The sequence below is a fragment of the Neoroseomonas eburnea genome, assembly GCF_018129005.1.
GTDB lineage: Bacteria > Pseudomonadota > Alphaproteobacteria > Acetobacterales > Acetobacteraceae > Neoroseomonas > Neoroseomonas eburnea.
Genome location: NZ_JAAEDL010000002.1, coordinates 1 through 20,530 on the forward strand (window position 1 = coordinate 1; position 20,530 = coordinate 20,530).

At 68.6% G+C, this 20,530-nt stretch carries 27 protein-coding genes; 10 read left to right on the forward strand and 17 right to left on the reverse strand.

Annotated elements, in window-relative coordinates; all coding sequences use genetic code 11:
• Positions 1-211: 211 nt before the first annotated feature.
• Together GXW74_RS02315 and GXW74_RS02320 are read left to right on the forward strand one after the other, a co-directional pair.
• Positions 212-448 carry a type II toxin-antitoxin system ParD family antitoxin gene (locus tag GXW74_RS02315; RefSeq protein ID WP_246522781.1) on the forward strand — a complete coding sequence of 79 codons (237 nt, stop codon included), beginning with the start codon at positions 212-214 and terminating at the stop codon, positions 446-448.
• Positions 445-774 (forward strand): type II toxin-antitoxin system RelE/ParE family toxin, encoded by a 330-nt coding sequence (locus GXW74_RS02320; protein WP_211844674.1) that lies wholly within the window; start codon positions 445-447, stop codon positions 772-774. Before GXW74_RS02315 ends, GXW74_RS02320 begins: the two co-directional genes overlap by 4 nt.
• A gap of 8 nt (positions 775-782) precedes the next feature.
• On the opposite strand, the gene GXW74_RS02325 is transcribed toward GXW74_RS02320, so the two are convergent.
• The 5 genes from GXW74_RS02325 to GXW74_RS02345 form a co-directional block, all read right to left on the reverse strand.
• On the reverse strand, positions 783-2,051 hold the full coding sequence (locus GXW74_RS02325; RefSeq protein WP_211844675.1) for a site-specific DNA-methyltransferase: 1,269 nt from the start codon (positions 2,049-2,051) through the stop codon (positions 783-785).
• The gene (locus GXW74_RS02330; protein WP_211844676.1) at positions 2,041-3,510 is read right to left on the reverse strand and encodes a site-specific DNA-methyltransferase; all 1,470 of its coding nucleotides are present in this window, start codon (positions 3,508-3,510) and stop codon (positions 2,041-2,043) included. The genes GXW74_RS02325 and GXW74_RS02330 overlap by 11 nt, the downstream gene beginning before the upstream one ends.
• Before the next feature lie 333 nt (positions 3,511-3,843).
• The gene (locus GXW74_RS02335) at positions 3,844-4,083 is read right to left on the reverse strand and encodes a hypothetical protein (protein ID WP_211844677.1); all 240 of its coding nucleotides are present in this window, start codon (positions 4,081-4,083) and stop codon (positions 3,844-3,846) included.
• 29 nt (positions 4,084-4,112) lie between these two features.
• On the reverse strand, positions 4,113-4,424 hold the full coding sequence (locus GXW74_RS02340) for an HU family DNA-binding protein (protein ID WP_211844678.1): 312 nt from the start codon (positions 4,422-4,424) through the stop codon (positions 4,113-4,115).
• Positions 4,425-4,499: 75 nt separating this feature from the next.
• On the reverse strand, positions 4,500-4,835 hold the full coding sequence (locus GXW74_RS02345) for a hypothetical protein (RefSeq protein ID WP_211844679.1): 336 nt from the start codon (positions 4,833-4,835) through the stop codon (positions 4,500-4,502).
• Between the two features lie 74 nt (positions 4,836-4,909).
• On the opposite strand from GXW74_RS02345, the gene GXW74_RS02350 reads away from it, so the two are divergent.
• On the forward strand, positions 4,910-5,116 hold the full coding sequence (locus GXW74_RS02350) for a hypothetical protein (RefSeq protein WP_109873409.1): 207 nt from the start codon (positions 4,910-4,912) through the stop codon (positions 5,114-5,116).
• A gap of 4 nt (positions 5,117-5,120) precedes the next feature.
• On the opposite strand, the gene GXW74_RS02355 is transcribed toward GXW74_RS02350, so the two are convergent.
• From GXW74_RS02355 to GXW74_RS02410, 12 genes are all read right to left on the reverse strand, one after another.
• The gene (locus GXW74_RS02355; RefSeq protein WP_211844680.1) at positions 5,121-5,675 is read right to left on the reverse strand and encodes a hypothetical protein; all 555 of its coding nucleotides are present in this window, start codon (positions 5,673-5,675) and stop codon (positions 5,121-5,123) included.
• Positions 5,665-5,895 (reverse strand): hypothetical protein, encoded by a 231-nt coding sequence (locus tag GXW74_RS02360; protein WP_211844681.1) that lies wholly within the window; start codon positions 5,893-5,895, stop codon positions 5,665-5,667. Before GXW74_RS02360 ends, GXW74_RS02355 begins: the two co-directional genes overlap by 11 nt.
• Positions 5,892-6,437 carry a hypothetical protein gene (locus GXW74_RS02365; protein ID WP_211844682.1) on the reverse strand — a complete coding sequence of 182 codons (546 nt, stop codon included), beginning with the start codon at positions 6,435-6,437 and terminating at the stop codon, positions 5,892-5,894. Before GXW74_RS02365 ends, GXW74_RS02360 begins: the two co-directional genes overlap by 4 nt.
• 312 nt (positions 6,438-6,749) lie before the next feature.
• Positions 6,750-9,077: an AAA family ATPase gene (locus tag GXW74_RS02370; protein WP_211844683.1), complete on the reverse strand. Its 2,328-nt coding sequence runs from the start codon at positions 9,075-9,077 to the stop codon at positions 6,750-6,752.
• Positions 9,074-9,841, reverse strand: coding sequence for a hypothetical protein (locus GXW74_RS02375; protein WP_211844684.1), 768 nt, complete (start codon positions 9,839-9,841; stop codon positions 9,074-9,076). Before GXW74_RS02375 ends, GXW74_RS02370 begins: the two co-directional genes overlap by 4 nt.
• The gene (locus GXW74_RS28565; protein ID WP_338148113.1) at positions 9,841-10,050 is read right to left on the reverse strand and encodes a DUF6511 domain-containing protein; all 210 of its coding nucleotides are present in this window, start codon (positions 10,048-10,050) and stop codon (positions 9,841-9,843) included. The genes GXW74_RS02375 and GXW74_RS28565 overlap by 1 nt, the downstream gene beginning before the upstream one ends.
• 165 nt (positions 10,051-10,215) lie before the next feature.
• Complete coding sequence (locus GXW74_RS02385; RefSeq protein ID WP_211844686.1) at positions 10,216-11,892, reverse strand: DEAD/DEAH box helicase; 1,677 nt, start codon at positions 11,890-11,892, stop codon at positions 10,216-10,218.
• A gap of 17 nt (positions 11,893-11,909) precedes the next feature.
• Positions 11,910-12,575 (reverse strand): hypothetical protein, encoded by a 666-nt coding sequence (locus tag GXW74_RS02390; protein WP_211844687.1) that lies wholly within the window; start codon positions 12,573-12,575, stop codon positions 11,910-11,912.
• 16 nt (positions 12,576-12,591) lie between these two features.
• A complete protein-coding gene (locus tag GXW74_RS02395) occupies positions 12,592-13,464 on the reverse strand; it encodes an ATP-binding protein (RefSeq protein WP_211844688.1) in 873 nt (290 codons plus the stop codon).
• Positions 13,464-14,000: a hypothetical protein gene (locus GXW74_RS02400; RefSeq protein ID WP_211844689.1), complete on the reverse strand. Its 537-nt coding sequence runs from the start codon at positions 13,998-14,000 to the stop codon at positions 13,464-13,466. Before GXW74_RS02400 ends, GXW74_RS02395 begins: the two co-directional genes overlap by 1 nt.
• On the reverse strand, positions 14,000-14,416 hold the full coding sequence (locus GXW74_RS02405; protein WP_211844690.1) for a hypothetical protein: 417 nt from the start codon (positions 14,414-14,416) through the stop codon (positions 14,000-14,002). The genes GXW74_RS02400 and GXW74_RS02405 overlap by 1 nt, the downstream gene beginning before the upstream one ends.
• 32 nt (positions 14,417-14,448) lie before the next feature.
• On the reverse strand, positions 14,449-15,033 hold the full coding sequence (locus GXW74_RS02410; RefSeq protein WP_211844691.1) for a sigma factor: 585 nt from the start codon (positions 15,031-15,033) through the stop codon (positions 14,449-14,451).
• Between the two features lie 294 nt (positions 15,034-15,327).
• Between GXW74_RS02410 and GXW74_RS02415 the strand changes: the two genes are divergently transcribed.
• The 7 genes from GXW74_RS02415 (at position 15,328) to GXW74_RS02445 (ending at position 20,513) form a co-directional block, all read left to right on the forward strand.
• Complete coding sequence (locus GXW74_RS02415) at positions 15,328-16,056, forward strand: ImmA/IrrE family metallo-endopeptidase (RefSeq protein ID WP_211844692.1); 729 nt, start codon at positions 15,328-15,330, stop codon at positions 16,054-16,056.
• Entirely contained in the window at positions 16,056-16,337 is a 282-nt protein-coding gene (locus GXW74_RS02420) for a helix-turn-helix domain-containing protein (protein WP_137126662.1), read from the forward strand. The genes GXW74_RS02415 and GXW74_RS02420 overlap by 1 nt, the downstream gene beginning before the upstream one ends.
• Before the next feature lie 11 nt (positions 16,338-16,348).
• Entirely contained in the window at positions 16,349-17,020 is a 672-nt protein-coding gene (locus tag GXW74_RS02425) for a hypothetical protein (RefSeq protein ID WP_211844693.1), read from the forward strand.
• A gap of 283 nt (positions 17,021-17,303) precedes the next feature.
• A complete protein-coding gene (locus GXW74_RS02430) occupies positions 17,304-17,810 on the forward strand; it encodes a DUF2924 domain-containing protein (RefSeq protein WP_211844694.1) in 507 nt (168 codons plus the stop codon).
• On the forward strand, positions 17,807-19,159 hold the full coding sequence (locus tag GXW74_RS02435) for a recombinase family protein (RefSeq protein ID WP_211844695.1): 1,353 nt from the start codon (positions 17,807-17,809) through the stop codon (positions 19,157-19,159). Before GXW74_RS02430 ends, GXW74_RS02435 begins: the two co-directional genes overlap by 4 nt.
• Entirely contained in the window at positions 19,156-19,566 is a 411-nt protein-coding gene (locus GXW74_RS02440) for a hypothetical protein (RefSeq protein WP_211844696.1), read from the forward strand. Before GXW74_RS02435 ends, GXW74_RS02440 begins: the two co-directional genes overlap by 4 nt.
• 254 nt (positions 19,567-19,820) lie before the next feature.
• Entirely contained in the window at positions 19,821-20,513 is a 693-nt protein-coding gene (locus GXW74_RS02445) for a hypothetical protein (protein ID WP_211844697.1), read from the forward strand.
• Positions 20,514-20,530 lie beyond the last annotated feature (17 nt).

Here is a 20,530-nt window from a genome sequence, read left to right on the forward strand (position 1 = left end):
CAACAGGCCGGACACATGACCGCAGGCAACCCGCTGCATCAGATTGCCATCCACCGCCCTTGAAGCCCGGGGGCCATCCACACATGCTATGTTGCGGCGGTCTGGATCACATCATGATCCTGCTGATCGGCGGGCCGGGCGCCTGCTCGGATCGCCTCCCGGCGCATATGATTCTTGCCAATTTTTGCCAAGCCGGAGTATTGTCTCGGCCATGACCACCATGAACGTTTCCCTGCCGGATGGGCTGAAATCCTTCGTGGATGAGCAGGTCGCCACGCGCGGCTACAGCACTAGCAGCGAGTATGTCCGCGAACTGATCCGCAAGGACCAGGAGCGCGAGCGCCTGCGAGGCCTGTTGCTGGATGGCGCCGCCTCGGCCCCGACGGCGCCCGCGGATGACGCCTATTTCAACGCGCTCCGCCGCCGCGTTCGCCAACCGCGGGCGTGACCGCCAAGCCGGTCATTCCGCGGGAGGCCGCACAGCGGGACATCGACCAAGCCACCGCCCACTACGCGGCGGAGGCGGGCGAGCCGGTCGCGTTGGCCTTCATTGACGCGTTGGAGCAGGCCTTCCGGCGGATCGCGCAGCATCCGGCGGTGGGCTCGCCACGCTTTGCCTTCGAGCTGCGGCTGGAAGGCCTCCGCGCCTGGCCGCTGCGGCGCTACCCGTATCTGGTGTTCTACGTCGAGCGGGAGGACCACCTCGACGTCTGGCGTGTGCTGCATGCGCAGCGCGACATTCCAGCCTGGATGCAGGAGCCCGAAGGGCTGTAGCTCCTGGTCTACCCTGATCCAGGACCACAGTATGGCCTGGCGTTGTCGTCGCGTGCCGCGGCGACATCGGCAAAGATGCGATCATCGCCTTCCAGCACGGCGGCCTCGCCGGTTGTCTCCTGCCAGCGCCGCACGATGACATCGGCATAGGCGGGATCGATCTCCAACAGCACGGCGCGCCGCCCCGTGCGCTCCGCCGCGATCATGGTGGTGCCCGACCCGCCGAAGCAGTCCAGCACCGTGTCGCGCGGCTTGCTGCTGTTGCGAATGGCGCGCTCGACCAGCGCCACCGGCTTCATGGTCGGATGCAGGTCGTTCCGAGCCGGCTTGTCGAAGTGCCAGACATTCCCCTGGTCGCGCGCGCCGCACCAGTAGTGCTGCGCGCCGGCCTTCCAGCCGTAGAGCATCGCCTCGAACTGCTGATGGTAATCGGCGCGGCCGAGGGCGAAGGTGTTCTTTGCCCAGATGATCGTGCTCGACCACTTCCCGCCGGCCTCCTGCCAGACGCGGTGCAGCGTCGGCCATTCGGAGGAGGACATGCAGACGTAGCAGGCGCCCTTCGTGACCGAGAGCAGGTTGGCCAGTGCAGGGCGGAGGAACTCGGGAAAGCCACCGCCGAGCGCATCATTGGCGATCGTCATCTTGGCGGCGGTACCGCCCTCATAGGCCACATTGTAGGGTGGATCGACGAAGCCCATGTCGGCCAGGTGGCCGGCGCCGAGGGCGCGCTGCACGTCGGCCAGCTTCGTCGCGTCGCCGCAGAGCAGCCGATGGTCGCCGCACCGCCAGAGGTCGCCGGTGCGGCTCACCGGCACCACCGGCGGCGGCGGGGCGGCGTCGGCATCATCGCCGAGCCCCGCGTCGGCAGCCGCCAGCAGCCGGTCGAGCTCCATGCCGGAGAAGCCGAGCACGTCCAGGTCGACCACCGCCTCGTCTCGGATGCGAGCGATCTCGGCGGCCAGCAGCGCTTCGTCCCAGCCGGAGTTCAGGGCGATCTGATTGTCGGCCAGGCGCAGGGCTCGCGCCTGCGCGGGAGAGAGGTGGCCGAGCCGCAGCACCGGCACGGAGGCGAGCCCGAGCTGCTTCGCCGCCATGACGCGGCCATGGCCGGCGATCAGCACGCCCTCGGCATCGACCAGCACCGGGTTTACGAAACCGAATTCGGCGATGGAGGCGGCGATCTGCGCCACCTGCGCCGGGGAATGCGTGCGCGCGTTCTCGGCGTAGGGGACCAGCGCTGCAACCGGCAGAGTCGAGACGACAAGGTCAGGCTGCATCGGCGGTGACCTCCGTCCGCGCCGCGGCCACGGCATCGTAATCGCGGCCGTCGTCCACCAGCGTCACCGGCAGGTCGGGATGCAGTATCCGCCAGCGGGCGATCGCCAGATCCACATACGCAGGCGCCAGTTCGATGGCGCGCACGCGGCGGCCGGTGCGCTGGCCAGCAAGGATGGTGGTGCCGCTGCCGCCGAAGGGCTCGAACACGACCTCGCCCTCATCGGTGTAGGTCCGCATCAGGAACTCGGGCAGCACCACGGGGAACACCGCGGGGTGCTCCGTCTCGATGCCGCGGCCCTTGTGGCGGGTCAGGCGCAGCACGTTGTCGGGGATCCGGAAGTCCTGCACCGGCAGGCCGGCGTGCTGGTACTCGGAGATCGTGCCATCGGCTGCGCGCAGCCCGCTGCCCTTGTTCGGCGTGCCGGCCCATTTGCAGGGCACGATCTTGTTCGCCTGACGGGCCTGGCGGTTGAAGTGGAAGACCAGCTCGAAGGCGGGGGCGAGGCGGCCGTTCCAGTCGCCCGGCAGGCCGGGCCCCTGGTCCCACGTGTACAGCCCGAAGCGGCGCCAGCCGCGGGCACGCATCCAGTCGAGCCAGCCAGCCCAATAGGGCTGCCATTCATTGTCGCGATGGATCAGCCCGAGGTTCACCAGCACCTGACCGTCCGGCCGCATGGCCGCGTCGAGATGCTGGAACACACCCTGCATCAGGGCATCCCAATCGGTACCGCCGCCGGTCGTGTAGTCCCGCTGGTTGCCGTAGGGCGGGGAGGTGAACAGCAGCGCCGCACGGTCGTCGCCCATCACGCGCGCCACGGTGGCGGCGTCCGTGCTGTCGCCGCAGAGCAGGCGATGGTCGCCCAACAGCCAGAGGTCGCCGGGACGCGTGACGGCCCGGCGCGGCGGCTCCGGTTCGGCGTCAGCGGGATCCTCCGCCGGCCCTTCATCCGTCACCGCCGCCCCAGACCCGCCGCCCCCCTCGGCGGGATCCGCGGACGGAGCCTCGGGCGCGTCGCCGTCGGACACGGCATCTCCAGCCGCCACGAGGATGTCCGCGAGCTCATCCGCCGAAAAGCCGAGCGCGCCGAGGTCGATGTCCGGCACCGCCTGCACCGCGGCTAGCGCATCGCGCAGCAGCGCCTGGTCCCAGGTCGCATTCTCCGCGATGCGATTGTCGGCGAGCCGCAGCGCCTCCTTCTGCGCTGCGGACAGGTGCCGCAGTACGATCACCGGCACCTTGGCCATGCCGAGCGCGGACGCCGCCTCGAGGCGACCATGGCCGGCGATCAGCACGCCCGCCTCGTCCACCAGCAGCGGGTTAGTGAAGCCGAAGGCCAGCATGCTGGCCTTGATCTGCTCGAGCTGCGCGGCGCTGTGGATGCGCGCGTTGCCGGCATGCGGGCGCAGCTCCGCCACCGGGCGCAGCAGGATCTTCGCCGCCATCCAGGGGAGCGTCATGATGCCGTCCGGTTTGCAGGTGGTTTGCAGGGCCGCGGTGCGGCGTCGGTTTGCAGCTAACGATCTGAAGCCGCGCGGAAAGGCTGCAAACCGCAACCCATATTTCCGGCCTGGCGCTAGCGATCTTGCGCGCTTCCGCCCCCCGCATATGCCGGGCCCGGGAAGGACCCTGCGGCTCGCGAGCCACTGTCTCGATGGAGCGACGCTGTGGCTGGCGAGCCGCGGTGCAGAAGGCTGCACCCGCAATTCGTCATCGTGGGGAGAGTCTACGAGATGCGGATTCCGCTCCGCCAGCGGGTGAATTGTAACAGCGCGCTCAGCCCGCTCTGCACCCTACGCAGAGGTCTGGAGCAGCACGCCACGCCGGCTCTTCTCTGGTGCGAACACGACACCTCCGCGCTCGAAGAAACGTTGGAGCGCGGCAAGGGTGATCGCCGGCAGCATGGTGTGGCCCGCCTCGAACATCCCCAGGTCCATCACAGGAATGCGCGCGACGAACGCCACCTCAGCCGTGTCCAGATCCAGCAGCGCGCGTGCCTCGCGGCACAGCAGCGGCGTCAGGACAGGTTCCATACCGACCGCGACCTCCCTCGTGCCCGATATCAGCCCTTCGCAGCCTTGCGCTTGGCCTTCTTCAGCCCGCCGAGCGCAGCCGCCTTCAGCGCGGGGCTCGCCTTGAACTTCACCGTCGCGCCCGCCTTCACGGCGACCTTCTCGCCCGTGCGCGGATTCAGCGCCGTCCGCTTGGCCGTCTCACGCACAGCGAAGGAGCCGAAGTCGGGGATGGTGAACCGCCCGCTGCTGACGATCTCGGCGCGGATCGCCTCGATGATGTCTCCCGCCAGCTTCGCGGAAGCGACGCCTGACAGCTCCGACGATTTCGCAATCACATCGGTCAGGAACTTCTTCGACATAGACTGGCATCTCCCTGAATGCTCTCCCGCCATAGCGGAGCCTACGCGGCCTGTCAGCCATCCAGCACTCGGTGGTTACAGCGCCTCGCGCGCCCGCTGCACCGCATCCCGCGTAGCGACCAGCGCGGCCAGGGCGATGCCCGCCTGCTTCACCGCGGCGGCTTCGTCGGGATCGACGTAGGACACCTGCTCCTCGGCATCGACGACACCGGAGGCCAGTTGCTCGTGCAACTCGTCGAGCCGGGTCTTGACGTCAGCCGGATCCGCATCCGCCTCACCAAGCCATTCGCCGACGATGATCTCGACCTCGCGGGCCATGCGGGTGGGCTGGACCCCACGCGCCGCCATGGTCTGCAGACGCACCAGCGCCGCATCGAGAGGGCGCATCGCCGCCCGCTGCCGTGCTGCCATGACTGTCCTCCTTCGTGAGCACGGATTCTCTATCATGTTCTTGTATTGTTCTCATAGGGGCGATATGGGTCCGCATGCCCGATGGCGAGCCGCCCCGCCTCCCTCCGCCGTGGCTGAGCGTCTCGACGCTGGCCGCCGCGCGGGCTGCGCGGCGACCTCCCGATCCCTTCACCAGGGTCGACACCAGCAAGGCGGTGCACGACGCCATCCTTGCCCATCATCCGGCCCTGCCATTCACGCTGATCGGCGAGGCCGCCGCCTTCGTGCTCGGCATGGAGTGACCGGTCAGGCGGCCCGCTGCCGCGGCACGAGGCCGTAGACCACCGCCAGCACGCCGAGCGCCGCCACCAACATGCCCTGGGCCTGCGCATGCCCAACGCTCCGCCCGCCCCAGCCCTGACGCAGCGCCCATTCGCGCACGGAGCATTCCAGTCCCACCACGTGCCAGGCGCAGGAACCGGCTGCGCTCTCGAAGCCGCCCAGCGCCACCATGGCATGCGCGACCTGCTCGCGTGCGGCGACCTGGCGATCAGTGAGGGAATCGCCAGAACCGCCGGGAATGCGGATCAGTGGCATAGCGCGCAGCTGATCCAGGGCCGCGACGCGGAACTGTCGGCGGAACACGGCGCCGGCGTCGTGCATCTCCTGCGTAATAGTGCCGTTGGCGAGCATCTGGCCGAGGGTGTCGACCGTGCGGCGGTGCACCACCGGCAGGCCAGTCTCGGGATCCGCCTCGCGCATCGGCTCTCCCACCGGGCCATGCTGCAGCCGCCACTTCGAGGGCATGGCCAGATCCTCGCCCTTGGGCTTCGCGGCCCTCGTCCTGCGCTTACCGGCCATGGCTGTTCTCCCCGTTGCGTCGGCCCCAGCGCCGGTTGGCTTCGTTGGTGATCGCCTGGCGCAGCCAGGGATCCGGGACGTCGTCCACAGGAATGGCGGCGACGCCGTGCCGATGCCACGCGGCGGCGCGCATGGCGTTGACCTCGGTGTCGTTCGTCGGGCTGCGCGTGCCGCGGTTGAGGCAGGAGCGGGGCGCCAGCGGTGCACCGTGCATGCTCATGCGCGGCCTCCCGTGGGCTCGGTCGCCCAGAGCAGCAGGGCAATGGCATCGGCCTCGTTGTCATCGGCAGGCAGAAAGCCGCGGGCTCGGATGGCCGCAATCATCGCCGCCTTGTCGGCATTGCCCTTGCCGGTGGCGTAGCGCTTGATCGTGCCGACCGGGACGCCCTCGTAGGGGACCTCGTGTTCCTCGCACCAGGCGGTCAGCGTGCCGAGGAAGCCGCCGTAGACATGGGCCGCGTCGGTGCCGGCGTGGCGGCGCACCTCCTCGAAGACCAGGCGGCGAATGCCGTGGGCGCGCACGGCGATCTCGACCAGCCAGTCGGTGAAGCGGAGATAGCGCATGCCGCCCCCCTCGAAGCGGCCGGGGCGGAAGGTCTGGGTGCCCGAGAGGATCGTGCTGTCGCCCATGCGCAGCGCCCAGCCCACGGTCGTGCCGAGATCGATGGCGAGGACAGTGTTCCCGGTCTGCCGCAGCGGCGGATCGATGTCGGGCGGCAGGCTTGCATTGGCGGTGGGCGCGGCGAGAGTCGTGAAAGCCATGATGGTCTCCGAAAGGGGATGATCCTGGTGAGGGCGGCGACGGCGCGGTTCTTGGCGGAGCTCGCCGTCGCTGCCCGGCTGGGATGGATGGGATCGATCCAGGGGGAGGTGGATCGCGGCCCCGTGTCCTCCGGACGAGGTGTGGTGTGCGCGCGCCATTGAGGCGCGCACGCACACCCCCGTAGGGGGTGGATGAGGCACCTAACTCCTCCCACTGCGCCAACCCTCTGAATTTGCTCGCAAAAACAGGAGTTAGGAGGAGTGAGGGAGGAGTTAGGGACCTAACTCCTCCGCGGCGCCAAGACATTGATTTCATGGCGAAGTTTTCCGGGAGGAGTGAGGAGTTAGGCCTAACTCCTCAGGAGTTAGGTCGTCCAAGACCCCTTCCGGGTAGACCCAGACCTCGGGGTTTTCGACGTCCAGCGCGTTGCCGGTCTGGGCGCATTTGAAGTGGCTGGGCAGCACCGGCTGCGCCGTGTTGGTGATCTCGCCGGTGGTCGGATCGACGCTCTCGACGCCGCCCCCAAGGGTCATGCCCTCGACGCAGAGGTAGCCGAAGCGCGAGCGCACGGCGGGGAAGCCGAATGCGCTGCCGTCGCGGCGGAACTTCACGAATCCCTTGGTGGCGAGCACGCTCAAGCGTTCGCGGATGGTGTGCTTGCTACCGAGGCCAGCCTTGTTCTCGAATGCCTCGGCGAACTGCATCATCGGGTACAGGCGCCCCTCGCTGGCCTCATCCAGCAGGATCCCGAGGATGACGTCGTGTTTGCGCAGACGCTCCGCATCGAGCTTGCGGCCGATCTCCTTGCGCACGAGCCGCTCGTCGCGGCGGTTGAGCTCGACCCAGCGCCCGGCGGCCTTGTCGATCAGCAGTGGTGAGAGCGCAGGCCCGTTGCGGAGCTCGACATGCAGTTCGCGCGGCGTCTCCTCCTCGTCCGGCCGGAACAGGATCATCCCCGAGGTGTAGAAGCCGCGCAGCGCGCTGGCGCCGGAAAGCGACAGGAAGGGATCGTCCTTGACCTGCTGCTTGCTCAGTTTCTTCGTATGGTGGGCGAGAATGATGCCGGCCTCGGGCGCGACCTGGTCGCGCAGCGCCTCGACGCGGCTCTGCAGGAAGAAAAGCATCGCCGCATTGTCGTTCTCGCCCTCGCCGCCCGGACCGCCATCGAAGAGATTGCGGATCGGGTCGATGCAGATCACGTCCGGCGGGGCGTCCGTGAAGGCCTGGCGGATAGCGGCGGCGACGAGGGGCACACCCTGCTCGTCGAGCAGCATGCGCAGCTTCGGGGTGACGACGAGGGTGTTCCGGGCACGGGCGACGACGTCGCGGTCGAGCCGGAGCTGCTGCAGACGCTCGCGCAGATAGTGGTACTGGATCTCAGCCTGCAGATAGAAGACCCGCAGCGGCCGCGGCGCGGTGAAGCGCAGGAAGGGCGCGCCGGCAGCGGCGTGGACCAGCAGGCTGATCAGGAAGTCAGATTTTCCGACCTTTGGCGCGCCGCCGAGGACCAGCATGCCGCCCGGCGTGAGCACGCGCGGACCGATCAGGTCGTCCGGCATGGGCGAGGTGTCGTCGAGCAGCGCACCGAGGGTGTGGGCCGGGACGGCAGCGGGTGATGCGCCGTCGGCGCGCAGTAGCGGCGGCCCGTTGCGATCGACGTGGAGCGCCCAGAGCGCGTCGGCCTCGGCCTTGAGCCGATCGAGCGGCCAAGCCGGACGGAGACAGGCGGCGTTGTAGCCGCAGATGGCCTCCCAGCCTTGGTCGGGCGTCTGCCGCCCCTCATGCACCTGGCGGATGAAGTGGCCGATGGCGGCACTCGCGCCCTGGAAGCGCGTCCAACCGTCCTGCGCGCCCTCACGCACTGGCGTGGTGAGGATGGCGTCGAGACCAGGCCGTTCGCCCTGGGGCGACGCCTGGTGGAGCGCATGCCCCGGCAGGTAGGGCATGGCGGCCACGGCTTCCGCGAACTCAGCCAGATCCACCTCCCGCTGCGGATCGTGCTGGCGGATGGCGACCACGCGCTCGACGCCGCCCTTACGATAGAGTGTGCCGGGGACACGGATCGGCTGGTGGGCGGAGCGGAAATGCGGATCGCCGCCGACCTTCTCGGCCATCTCCCCGCGCAGGGCGCAGAGCCGGACGAGATCCTGCCCCTCGGCCGGTTCCGTCAGCCGCCACCAGGCATGCAGCTTGGCGGCACCCTCGGCCGTGCGGCCGCCGCTCTCCACCAGCAAGGTGGGTGCGCCGACATGCTGGATGAGATGCGCGAGCTTCGCCTCGACGTCGCCAGTGTCGAGATCCACGACGACGGCCTGCATCTGCCGCACATGCTCAGCGCGGGCCTGGCCGTGCTCGGCCACCGTGCCGGGGATGACATAGACCGCCGTGCCCTCGCGTGCCGCCCAGGCGGCATAGGTGCCGAGCAGCTGCGCGGCGGAGGCATCCGCCAGGATCCAGATATTGTGCGGCCTGGTGTCGATCCCCTGGCCCTGGTCAACGAAGCCGCGGACCGGGATCAGCCCATCGCAATAGCCGAACACCACCTCGAGGAAGGTGGCGATGGCGCCGTGATTGATCGCCGCCCCGTCCTCCTCCCAGGGGAGGCTCGGCGCGTCGTTGAAATCGCCCCAGGCGCTCATGCCGGCTGCGCCCAGCAGCGCTCGGCCCAAGGGCAGAAGCGGCATTCGTGGAAGTCGCGGCTGGTGGCAATCCGCGGCAGCAAGTCGCCGGCGTCGCAGGCCCTGAGCACCCGCACCGCGCGGTCCGACATGCGCTGCGCCAGCGCGGCGTCGAAGGGCACCAGCTCATGGTGCAGCTCGGCGGTATCCTTGTTGATGGCTGTGAACAGCGCGGGATGGTCGGCGGCGCCAGGGACGGCGGCATCCATATAGGCCTGGTAGACCGCGATCTGCGCTGCGTAGATCGGCTTGGCGATGGCGACGCCCTTGCTCGACGTCTCCCGCCATGCCTTGGCGTTCATGGTCTTACATTCCCACAGCGCGGGGAAGGCCAGGCCGGGGACCGCGGGCCCGCCGGCGAGGATGCCATCGACATGGCCGCGGATGCGTCCGCCCGCGACCGCGAAGCCGAACTGCTCGCCATCCGGGCGGTTGCCGCGGCGGGTGTAGAGATCGAAGCCGGCGGCGCGCAGCCAATCGACCGCGACATCCTCCAGCGCGTGGCCGATGCCGAAGATGCGCAGGATCCGCCCGTCGAATTCCGCACCCTCATCCTTCGGGGCCTGCAGGAATTCGAACTGCAGGGCGCGCTCGCAGGCGTGGCCGAGACGGGAGCCGCCGAGATAGCTGCGTGGCGGGGTGGCTCCATTCCTCGCTACCAGCGCGGCGTCGATCGCGGCATTGACGTGCAGCGCGGTCTGCCCGCGGCTGTTGAAGTCGAGCATCAGAGGGACAGCTCCTCGATGGTCTGGCCGCGGGCAATCGCCTGCATCGCCTCCTGGAAGGCGCCGACCGCAACCTCGATCAACGTCAGCACTTGCGGCCCGGTGAGGTCCTGGAGCCGCGTGCCCCAGCCGATCTCAGCCATGATCTCGCCCAGGGGGCGCAGCGCGGCCCGCATGGCGGCCTGCTCTTGCTCGGTGAGGTCAACCACGGCGGACGACCTCCCCGCCAGGCGTGACCAGAAAGTCTGGCAGGCGATGCAGCAGAAGCAGGCCGAGAGTCGCGGCGCACTGCGCCGTGACGGGTCGAACCAGCCAAAGCCATGCGCCGGGCGGGAGCAGACGGCGCAGGGCGATTCCGGCGCGCTGATCATGGCTCATGCGGCCTGCCTCAGCGCCGCGGGCTGGGCGCTGCGCACGAGATGCTGAATGGCCTGGCGGTTGAACTTGAAGGTCAGCAGCGCCGAGGCCTGGTAGCGGGTCATGCCGAGATCGGCGCGGGCCGTAGGCGGCAAGTGCGCGAGCTGCCGCTCGGTCGGCGGCTCGCGGAGCCAGCGCCGGCTCTTATGGGCGCTCTCGTCGCTCTCGTGGGTGTTCAGCCAGTCGTCCGCTGCGGCAAGCGCCACCAGCCTCTCGCCGATGGACAGCAGGCGGGGCCGCTCCTCCTTGGCGCCGCCGACGGCGTGCCAGGCCCCGTCCAGAAAGAAGATGCCGGCCCAGCCGTTAAACCCATTGGCCAGCAGCGCCGCGTCGTCGCCGAACAGATCGCACCACTGGAAGGCCGAGCGCCGGAGAAGATCGATTTCCGTCATGATGAAGTCGGAGATCGGCGCCGTGTCCCGGCCGCGGGGCTCGAAGGCATGGCCGCAGATCGGGCACTCCATCACCGCGATCGGCACCTCGGCCTCGCAGGAGGGGCACGTCTTGGTGGGCGGCTCGCCCTCGCCGGGCCGGCTGTCGAGGTCGACGTCCTGCTCCAGGCAGCCATGGATCTGCGAGGAGGTGCCGAAGTCGAGCACGATGCAGTCGCGCTTGACGATACCAGGATGCTCGCTCGGATCGACGGTGCGCAGCCCGCGCCCGACCATCTGGATCATGGTACATTTGAAGGAACTGGGCCGGAGCAGCACGACGCAGGAGGTGGGAGGATGGTCCCAGCCCTCGGTCAGCACCGCGACATTCACGACGATGCGCGCCTCGCCCTTTGCGTAGGCGGTCAAGACGGAGCGCCGTTCGCCCTCCGGCATGCCGCCGGTCACCACGACGGTGGGGACGCCGGCGGCGTTGAAGGCGGCGGCGACATGCTCCGCATGGGCGACGGTGGAGCAGAAGGCGACGGTCTGGCGGTCACCGGCTTTCTCCTGCCAGTGCTTCACCACCGCATCGGTGACCGGCACGGTGTCCATGACGCGGGCGACCTCGCCCATGTCGAAATCATCGCCGCTGCGGCGCACGCTGCGCAGTTCGTCCTGCACACCGACGTCGATGATGAAGGTGCGGGGCGGCACCAGGTGGCCGGAGGCGATCAGCTCGCCGAGCCGGATCTGGTCGGCGACGTTGGAGAAGACGTGGCGCAGCCCGACCTTGTCGCCACGGTTCGGCGTGGCGGTGACGCCATAGATCCGGCAGTCCGGATTCCGCTGCAGTGCATGATCGATGATGCGGCGATAGCTGTCTGCGACGGCGTGATGGGCCTCGTCGATCACCAGCAGGTCCAGCGCCGGCATCGCGTCGAGGTTCGCCGCGCGCGTCAGCGTCGGCACCATGGCAAAGGTGACCTGGCCGGCCCATGACTTCTGGCCCGCATCCACGACCGAGGTGGTGATGCCGGGATTCACGCGACGGAACTTCGTCAGGTTCTGCGCCGTCAGCTCATCGCGGTGCGCGAGGATCGCAGCCTTGGCGGCGCCGCCCTCGATGTGCTCGCCCACCGCCGCCGACAGCATGATCGTCTTTCCGGCACCGGTCGGAGCGACGCCGAGGGTGTTGCCATGGGTGTCGAGCGCACGAAGGCTGCGCTCGACGAACTGCCTCTGGCGGGGGCGGAGCATCATGCGGTGGTGCTCCCCTCTCAGCGCGCCCAGGTGGGGCGCGGATCAGCAGAGGCGGCGGGCTGTTGCGCAGGCGCCGGGAAGGCACCCTGGTGCATTGCTGGTGGCGTGCTGGGCGGCTGCGGCGATGCGAGACCCTGCGGCGATCCGGCGTAGGCCGCCGAGGCCGCGTAGCCGCCGGGCGCGGTGTGTTGCCCGATCGCCTGGGCATAGCCCCGGTGATCGGGCGTCACCGCGCCGCGGATCTCGTTCTTGGCCTCGCCGTTGGTGTCGGTGCCGTGATCAATGCGGGCGATGAATTCCAGCCCATCGAGATCCGCGAAGCCGCCGATGCGGCGCGCCGCTTGCGCCTGGGGCGAGACGTCCTTGTCGGAAATGCCGCGCGCCGAGTTCAGCATGCTGCGCACGAAGCTGCGGCCCATGTTGCCCCAGTCCGGACCCTTCGGGCTGTAGAGGCCGATCAGCGTGAAGATCTTGCGCTTGGCGTAGGGGCCCTCCAGCACGGTGAACTCGCCGTTGAGATAGACGGCGCCGGTGCTGCCGCGCGTAGCGAAACCGCCGGTCCAACCCTGGCTCGGATCGTCGAAACCGCCCGGGCGGATGGTGAGGCGGACCTTCGCCAGCGTCCCCTTGGGGATCAGGTTCGGGTTGGACTGGGCGTCGTTGTAGTCGTTCCAGGAAGCCATAAGGGATCTCCTCGGATCAGGCGGTCGGGGTGTTGGCAGGCGCGGGCAGCGCGGGCGTCGGCGCCGGCAGTGCCAGGCGCTCAGCGATCGGACGGGCGGGGCCGCGGATCTTCGCGAAGAGCCGGCCAAGATGCGGCTCCTCGACCATGTCGAGCCGGCCGCTGCGGTCCTTGGCGGGGTATCCCCAAGGATTAAGCGTCTGGCACACGAGTGCGCGGCGGAGCTGGCCGTCCTCGCCCTTGATGGCGGCGAGCGTCAGCACCTCGTCGACGATGCCGGGCAGCTCCAGACCGGTCTTGCTGCCGTCGATCTGCGGCACGAAGAGCTTGCGATTGAAGTCGTCAACCTTCTCGTCGAGGATGCCCACGAAGATCACGTTCTTGCCGCGCGTGTGCTGCAACTGGGTCAGCCACGCGATCATCTCGCGGCCATGCAGCCCATAGGCGCCGCGCAGATCGGGCTTGCCGGTGCGTTCGGCGAAGGCCTCGGGCTGGCCGCGGCACCATTGCAGGCAGAGACGGCCGGCCACGGTGATGCTGTCGATGAACAGCGTCTCGTAGCGATCGAGCGAGGAGGGATCGCCGAACTTCGCGCAGACGCTGGTGTAGTGCGCCTGCGAGTAGGGCTGCTCGTCGCGCAGCGCCGGGTTCGGCCCGCCGATGAAGGCCGCGAGGTCGCGGCATTCCTCCCAGGTGCGCGGGCGGACCGTGTCGCCCGGCCATCCCTCGACGGCAAGGTCACCGGCCTCGAGGTCCCAGAAGAGCGTTGTCGTCGCCAGCAACGTCCACAGCAGACTGGTCTTGCCTTCGCCGCTGCGGCCGAAGATCGCCACCTTGATCATCCGCTCGATGGCGAGCCGCTCATCAGCGGTGATGATGCGCAGCGCCATCAGGAGATCCCTCCGGTGAAGGGGATGGCGACGCCACCGTCGCGCAGCTCGCGCTCGGTGCAGATCGTGAGCCGGTAGGTCGGCTTGCCGGTGCGCACCGTGCGCGCCGGCTCGAAGGCGCTACGGATGCGCTCCGGCCAGGCGGCATAGGCGCGCTCGCCGACCTTGAAGCTGACCTCGACATACTCATCGGGATCCTCGCCGCCGGCGCGGATCTGCTCAGCGAGCGCGGCCAGCCGTTGCTGGTCCCATTCGACCTTCTTTGGAAGGTCGGCGGTGACCTCGACGTTGCCGTCCTGGAAGCGGACGGTGCCGGTGTCTTTGCCGGCAGCGGCACGTGCACCGATGGCGCGCTGCTCGTATCGCATGGCGATGGCGCCCTCGATCCAGTCCAGCGCGCGCTTCGCGTTGTCGAGGCGAGACCGCGCCTCCTCCTGCAACAGGGCGAGATGCTCGGCCGGCAGGTCGATCACCTGGCTGATCGGCAGCAGGCGCATGTCATCGAGAGTGGGGCAGTTACGGCGGGCGGCCTCCATCACGCCGCCTCCCGGCCGAACAGATCGGCCAGCGCGCAGCCGGCGGCGCTGCGGGCGCTCAGGGGCCGTGGCCGGACGATCAGCAGATAGGCGCAGCGCCCTTCGGTGACGCGGCGCTGCACGAGATGGCCGAGACCAGCCTCCGCCATCGCCCAGACGCGCCGCGCGATGGCTTCGAGATCCTCGCGGCGCTCGGGCGGCAGCTCGGAGGCGACCTTGTCGCGATCGCGAGCGAGCAGGCCAATGTGGTAGACGATGGCATCGCCGGGCGTCGCGTCGGCAAAGCGATCGCACAGGCCGTTCTCCGTCATCACGACATCGAGCAGATCCTCAATGCTCGACATGAGTGCGGTCGACAGCAGTTCAGGGGATGTGAAGCGCATCGTGTGGGGCTCCCTTCGACGCGTGGTGCTCACTTTGTTATTTACGGATCTGCGCGAAATCCTTCTCACGGCCCCGATCGCATCGGCGCCGTCGCACGCATGGGTGCTGCCGCCGCAGGACGCACGCCGAGCGCGCGAAGCCAGCAGCGCAGGTCGTGGAGCTCGCGATAGAAGGTGGCGGGAGAGACAGCGCCGGCGTCGCGCGCCGCTGCGACATCACGGTGCAGGATGATCCGCCGCAGCAGCGCTCGCGGTGCCGGCGGCAGATCCTCGCCGACGCGCCCGAACGCGATGCCGATGTCGGGATCCGCCTGTGGCACCGCGAGCGAACTGCGGATGTCGGCAGCGAACTGGCCATCGAGGGACACGCACGCCGGCGGCGATGGCTGCCGCGCCCGATCGATGACGGCACGCCGCGCGAGCACCGCAACGAAGGTGGCCCAGGACGCCCGCGTGGCGTCGAAGCGCTGGCCCGCCTCAAGGATGACCAACAGGATGTCCTGGGTCAGGTCCTCCCGGTCCTCCCGGACCAGGCGACGCTGCCGGGCGAAACGCGCGGCGTGGAAGCGAGCCGCCGCCAGAGCCACGCGGACCTGACGTTCATCCCATTTTTCAGGAAGATGTGCCTGCGATTTCTGTTTCTCTCTCATCCCATGGCCCTTCCGGCTCGGTTGATTGCGATGAGCCGAGATCAGCGCCGCGGTCGGGGGTGCGGCTAGGGCAAGGGGGTGCGCAGGGGTGCGTTGAACGCCCCCGCCGATCATCGCACCCCATAACAACTCAATGCGTTAGCACTCCCCCTCAGTCACTTACGCACCAGGGGGTGCGGGATCGCCGCGATCACCGCACCCCCTCCCGTCGCGACCGCTGGACACCTCCACGGACGGGAACATAAAGTGAACTTACCGTTGCCCGACCATCTCTAAGCCAGGGACCTTGTTCCTATGTCCATCGCGATCGCCTATCCCGCAGCCGCGGCGCTCAGCCCGCGCCAGGACGCGGCTGCCCCAGCCATTCGTACCGTCGCCGCCCAGGTTCGGCGCCAGATCCCGCGCGAGCCCGACAGCCTCTCGCTCACCCTTCCGGCACTGATCGACGCCTGTCGCGCGGTCGAGGTGAACGGGCAGCGCCTGTCTGTGTCCTGGGAACTGGGCCGCGCGCTGCGCGACGAGTTCGGCCACACGGTGCTCGGCCTCTGCGACATCGATGCGCACGAACCGGGCTGGGCCTACATCGCGGTCAATGGACCAATGACAGCCAATCGCCCTGACCTGGCGCTGAGCACGGCGGCGCATGAGCTCGGCCATCTGCTGTTCGACGTGCCGGCCGCGCTGGCCAGGGGAGACCAGCGCTATCACGCGGTGGCCAGTTCACCGCGGGCGCTCGAACGTCAGGGTCGCGGCGCTGAAGCCCGTGCCAACGAGTTCATGGGTGCCCTGCTGGCGCCGCCTCTGCCGCTGCACACCCGGCTGCTGGCCTATGCGCGCAGCGAGGGGCTGCGGCTTTGCCGCGGGCCGCACCAGGGCCGGCCGGCCAGTCCGATCGTCGCGGCCGGCAATCCGCCCGATGTCCTGGCCGGCGTGCTGGCGGCGCTGGCCGGCGATTTCGGTGTGTCCGAGCGGTTCATCGCCGTGCGCCTGTCGCGCTACGGCCTGCTGGAAGGAGGCGTGTGATGGCGTTTGGCGATGTGGTGCGCGCCCGGCGCACGGAACTCGCAATCGGGCTCAACGATCTGGCCGAACGGATGGGGATCTCGCCCGGCTACTGGTCGCGGATCGAGCGCAACCTCGACAAGCCACCGAGCGACGAGGTGGTCCAGCGCGCTGCGGCGATCCTTGGCATTCCGCTCGACGCATTGTTCGTCGAGGCGGAGCGCCTGCCGCCCGACATGCGCAAGGACATGGGCCGCGTCGTGCTGGCCTATCGCCGCCTGCGCAGCATGCGTGCGGGCTGACGGAGGTCGCGATGGCAAACCCGCCGAAGAAGAAGGTCTTCTATCAGATCGACGAGGTGTGCGAGCGGCTCGGGCTGTCGCTGCTCGACATGTCGGTGTTGGTATCCGAGCGGAAGATCCAGCTCTGCACCGCCGTGGCTGGCCTGCTGGTGGAGGACGGCCACCACGAGGTCGCGCTCGATGGCGATGCCGCGCCGATCCCTGATAGCCGCCTTCGTGTTCAGGGCCTCGTCGACCTGAAGCCTGACGATGCGTGGTTCGTTCTGCGGCATGGATCGCAGACGATATTCTGGCTGGCTGCCGAGCCGGGTTGCTATCGGCGCCTGGTCAGCACGAGCGAGGAAGACCGCGGCTACACCGTCATCCGGGACGAGGTCGGCGTGCGCCACGAGGAACTCGCGCGTTTCGCGGCCGCCGAGGAAGCGCTGGATAGCAACGCGCTTGGCCCGAAGGCCGGAGGACGCAGCTCGCAGCCGATTTATGACTGGGATGCGGCTCGGCTCGAGGCGTGCCGGCTGATCTACTTCGAGGGCGTGCCCGACTCCTTCGGCGCCCTGATCCGGCATGTGCAGGGCTGGTTTGCCGAGAAGGGCGGCAGGGTGCCCGACGAGAGCACGATGAAACGTCGGCTGCGCGATGTCTGGGCCATCTTCGGGTCGGAGGCAAAGCGGAAGGCGGCGTGATCGGGGTGCTTCGCGTGGTGCCGTGAGAACGGCACCACCCCAAATCCGTACATAACAGGCAGGACCATGCGTGTTGGATCGCGATGCCCCTGCCGAACCCGACCAATCACCACCTCCCGCCCCACCTACGCGAGGTCTGCGACCTTCTCGCCCGCGGCCTGCTGCGGCTCCGCAGCCGCGCTGCCGAGGAAGCGGCGCGGGGTGCGGCGGACCGGGGAGAGCGGTTGCTACACTTCCCGGCCGCCCAGCGCCTGCATGCGAACCGGACCACCCGGAGAGACGCATGACGCGCGCCACGAAGCCCAAGCCCGCCACCCCGCCGGCGTTCGCCGCCCCCGCCATCCCGCCCGCCGACGTGCTCGGCCGGCTTGCCGCCCTGAAGACCGCCGCCACGCCGGCGCTGAAGCAGCAGTGGCGGGAGCTCTTCGGCACCGAGCCGCCGCCCTACAACCGGCGCTTCCTGGAAAGCCGGCTCGCCTATCGGATCCAGGAACTGGCCTATGGCGGCCTGAAGCCGGAGACGCTGGCTCGGCTAGAGGCACTCGGCGAGCAACTCGATGGCGGGAAGATCGCTGTCCGCCGCATGCGCGGCGACGACAAGCCGATCACCGGCACGCAGCTGATCCGCGAGTACCAGGGCGTCGAGCACGTCGTGACCGTCACGCGCGACGGCTACGACTATTGCGGGCGCCCTTACCAGTCGCTCTCCGCCATCGCCCGCGCCATCACCGGCACGCGGTGGAACGGGCGCGTGTTCTTCGGGCTGCGCCCGAGCCGGAGCGCGGCATGAAGCGCGTCGCGAAGCTGACCGGCGCAATGCCCGCGACCGTGCGGAAGCTCCGCTGCGCGGTCTACACCCGGAAGTCGAGCGAGGAAGGGCTCGACATGGAGTTCAACTCCCTCGACGCCCAGCGCGAAGCGTGTGAGGCGTTTATCGCCAGCCAGCGCGCGGAGGGCTGGGTGCTGGTGCGCGAGCGCTACGACGACGGCGGCATCTCTGGCGGGACGTTGGAACGCCCCGCCTTGAAGCGCCTCGTCGCTGATATCCAGGAGGGGCTGGTGGATGTGGTGGTGGTCTACAAGATCGATCGCTTGAGCCGCTCGCTGGTTGACTTCACCAAGCTCGTCGAGGTGTTCGATGCGAACAATGTTACGTTCGTGTCGGTCACGCAGAGCTTCAACACGACGACCAGCATGGGCCGGCTGACGCTGAATATCCTGCTCAGCTTTGCGCAATTTGAAAGAGAGGTCATCGGCGAGCGCATCCGCGACAAGGTCGCGGCGTCGCGCAAGCGCGGCATGTGGATGGGCGGGTTCGTGCCGCTCGGCTACGACGTGCGCGAGCGGAAGCTGATGGTGAACGACGCCGAGGCCGCGCTAGTGCGGCGGATCTTCCAGGGCTTCGTCGAGACGGAGTCATGCACCAAGCTGGTGCAGGCGCTGCGCGCCGAGGGCGCCACCACGAAGCGGGGCCGGCCGCTGACGAAGAGCGACGTCTACCGGATCCTCAGCAACCGCGTGTACCTCGGCGAGGCGGTGCACAAGGGCACGGCCTATCCCGGCGAGCACGACGCCATCGTCACCCAGGCGCAGTGGGACGCGGTGCACGCCGTCCTGCAGGTCAGCCCGCGGGTGCGGGTCAACCGGACGCGGAACACCACCGCGCCGCTGCTACGCGGGCTGATCTATGACAGCGACGGTCGCGCCATGTCGCCGAGCCACAGCCGCGGGCGGGGCGGGCAGGTGTACCGCTACTATGTCAGCCAGGCGGTGCTGAAGGGCGGCGCGACGGAGCGGCCGGCCATCGCACGGCTGCCGGCCGGCGAGATCGAGGCGGCGGTGGTCGCCCAGGTCCGCGCGCTGCTGCGACAGCCCGAGATGGTGGTCGGCACGTGGCGGGCGGCGCGCGCCACAGCGCCGGACGTGACGGAGCAGGAGGTGCTGTTGGCGCTGGAGCGGATCGAGCCGCTGTGGGACGAGTTGTTCCCCGCCGAACGGGCGCGCATCGTGCGGCTGCTGGTGGACCGGGTCGACGTCCGGGCGGAGGGCGCCGCGGTGCGGCTGCGGCTCGACGGGCTGGGCAGCCTGGTGCGGGACCTCGCTGCGCAGGCGCCCGAGGCCGGGAGGGCGGCGGCATGAGCGAAGCGGCGGCGCAGACCCTCACCGTGCTGATCCCGCTCCGGGCGAAGCCGCGCGGCGGGCGGAAGGCGATGGTCACGCCCGGCGTGCTGGCGCTGGAGCGCCGGCAGGACATCACGCTGATCAAGGCGGTGGCCCGCGCGTTCCGGTGGCGGCGGATGCTGGAGTCCGGCCAGTTCACTACGATCAAGGAGCTCGCCGCGGCCGAGAGGATCAACTCGTCCTACGTTTCGCGGCTGCTGCGGCTGACACTGCTGGCGCCGGACATCGTTGAGGCGATCCTGGACGGGCGGCAGCCGGAGGAGATGACGCTACCGGCGCTGATGGAGCCGTTTCCGGTGGAGTGGGACCGGCAGGCGTGCTCGCCAGGGGAACGCTTGCGGCTCGCACGAGCGCCAGACGTCTGATTTTGGAGCAAAATGGTCAATCTTGCTCGATGGGTCCGGCAGGCACGGATGCAAACGGTCACGGCGAAAGAAGCTCGATCACGCGATCGCCTCCCAACCGGCCGCCTGCCGGCAGGGGGCCACAATGCGCATCGGTCACTTTCGGAAGCAAAGTAACAGTGGGGTTCGTCGCGTGCTTCAAAACCAAAGGCTGATGTTTCAGAGTCTTGTCTGACGGATGCAGCGAACGCGAACCCAAGGTTTTTTGACCCGACATGGCCACACTCGACAAGCATATCCGCCGATATACCTCGATCTCAGCGGTCATCGATATCCTGCGGCGCCGGGAACTCCCATTGCTCGATCCCCAGAATTGGGACGATCGTAACGACCGCTATTTCATGGCTCGTTACAAGGAGAAGAAGGCGCTCGGCGGTCTTTACGCGCTTTGCGCGGCGAGATGCGGCGAGACCTATCACCACTGGCGCGTGTTCACCGGCACCGCGGATGGGGCATGCATCGAGATCAAGCGAGCGCCGCTCGAGAAGGCCTTGAGTAAAATCCCGGGCGTGAGCTTCGCCGAGATGAGGTACCTGCTGCTGAACCATATAGATGCTCTTACGACGGCAGACTTGGACAGTCTGCCGTTTGTGAAGCGGATTGGCTTCGCCGCGGAGGAGGAATATCGAATCGTCTATGAGACGGACGACCCGCAGGGCGCGGCCTATAGCCTCGAGTTTCCCCTCGCATGGATCAGCAGGATATACCTCAATCCGTGGCTGCCCGACCCGCTTTACGAGTCGGTGAAGGAGACGCTCCGCGCGCTGCCAGACTGCGCCAAGCTCTCCATCGTCAAATCCCGGCTTATCGATAGCGCGCGCTGGAAGAATGCGGGCGATAGGGTTATCGGCAAGGGGACGCCGCAGAAGAAGCGTGCGCTCAAGGTCCCGAGCAGTTCGAAGTCATAGGGCTCGGACGGAGTGGC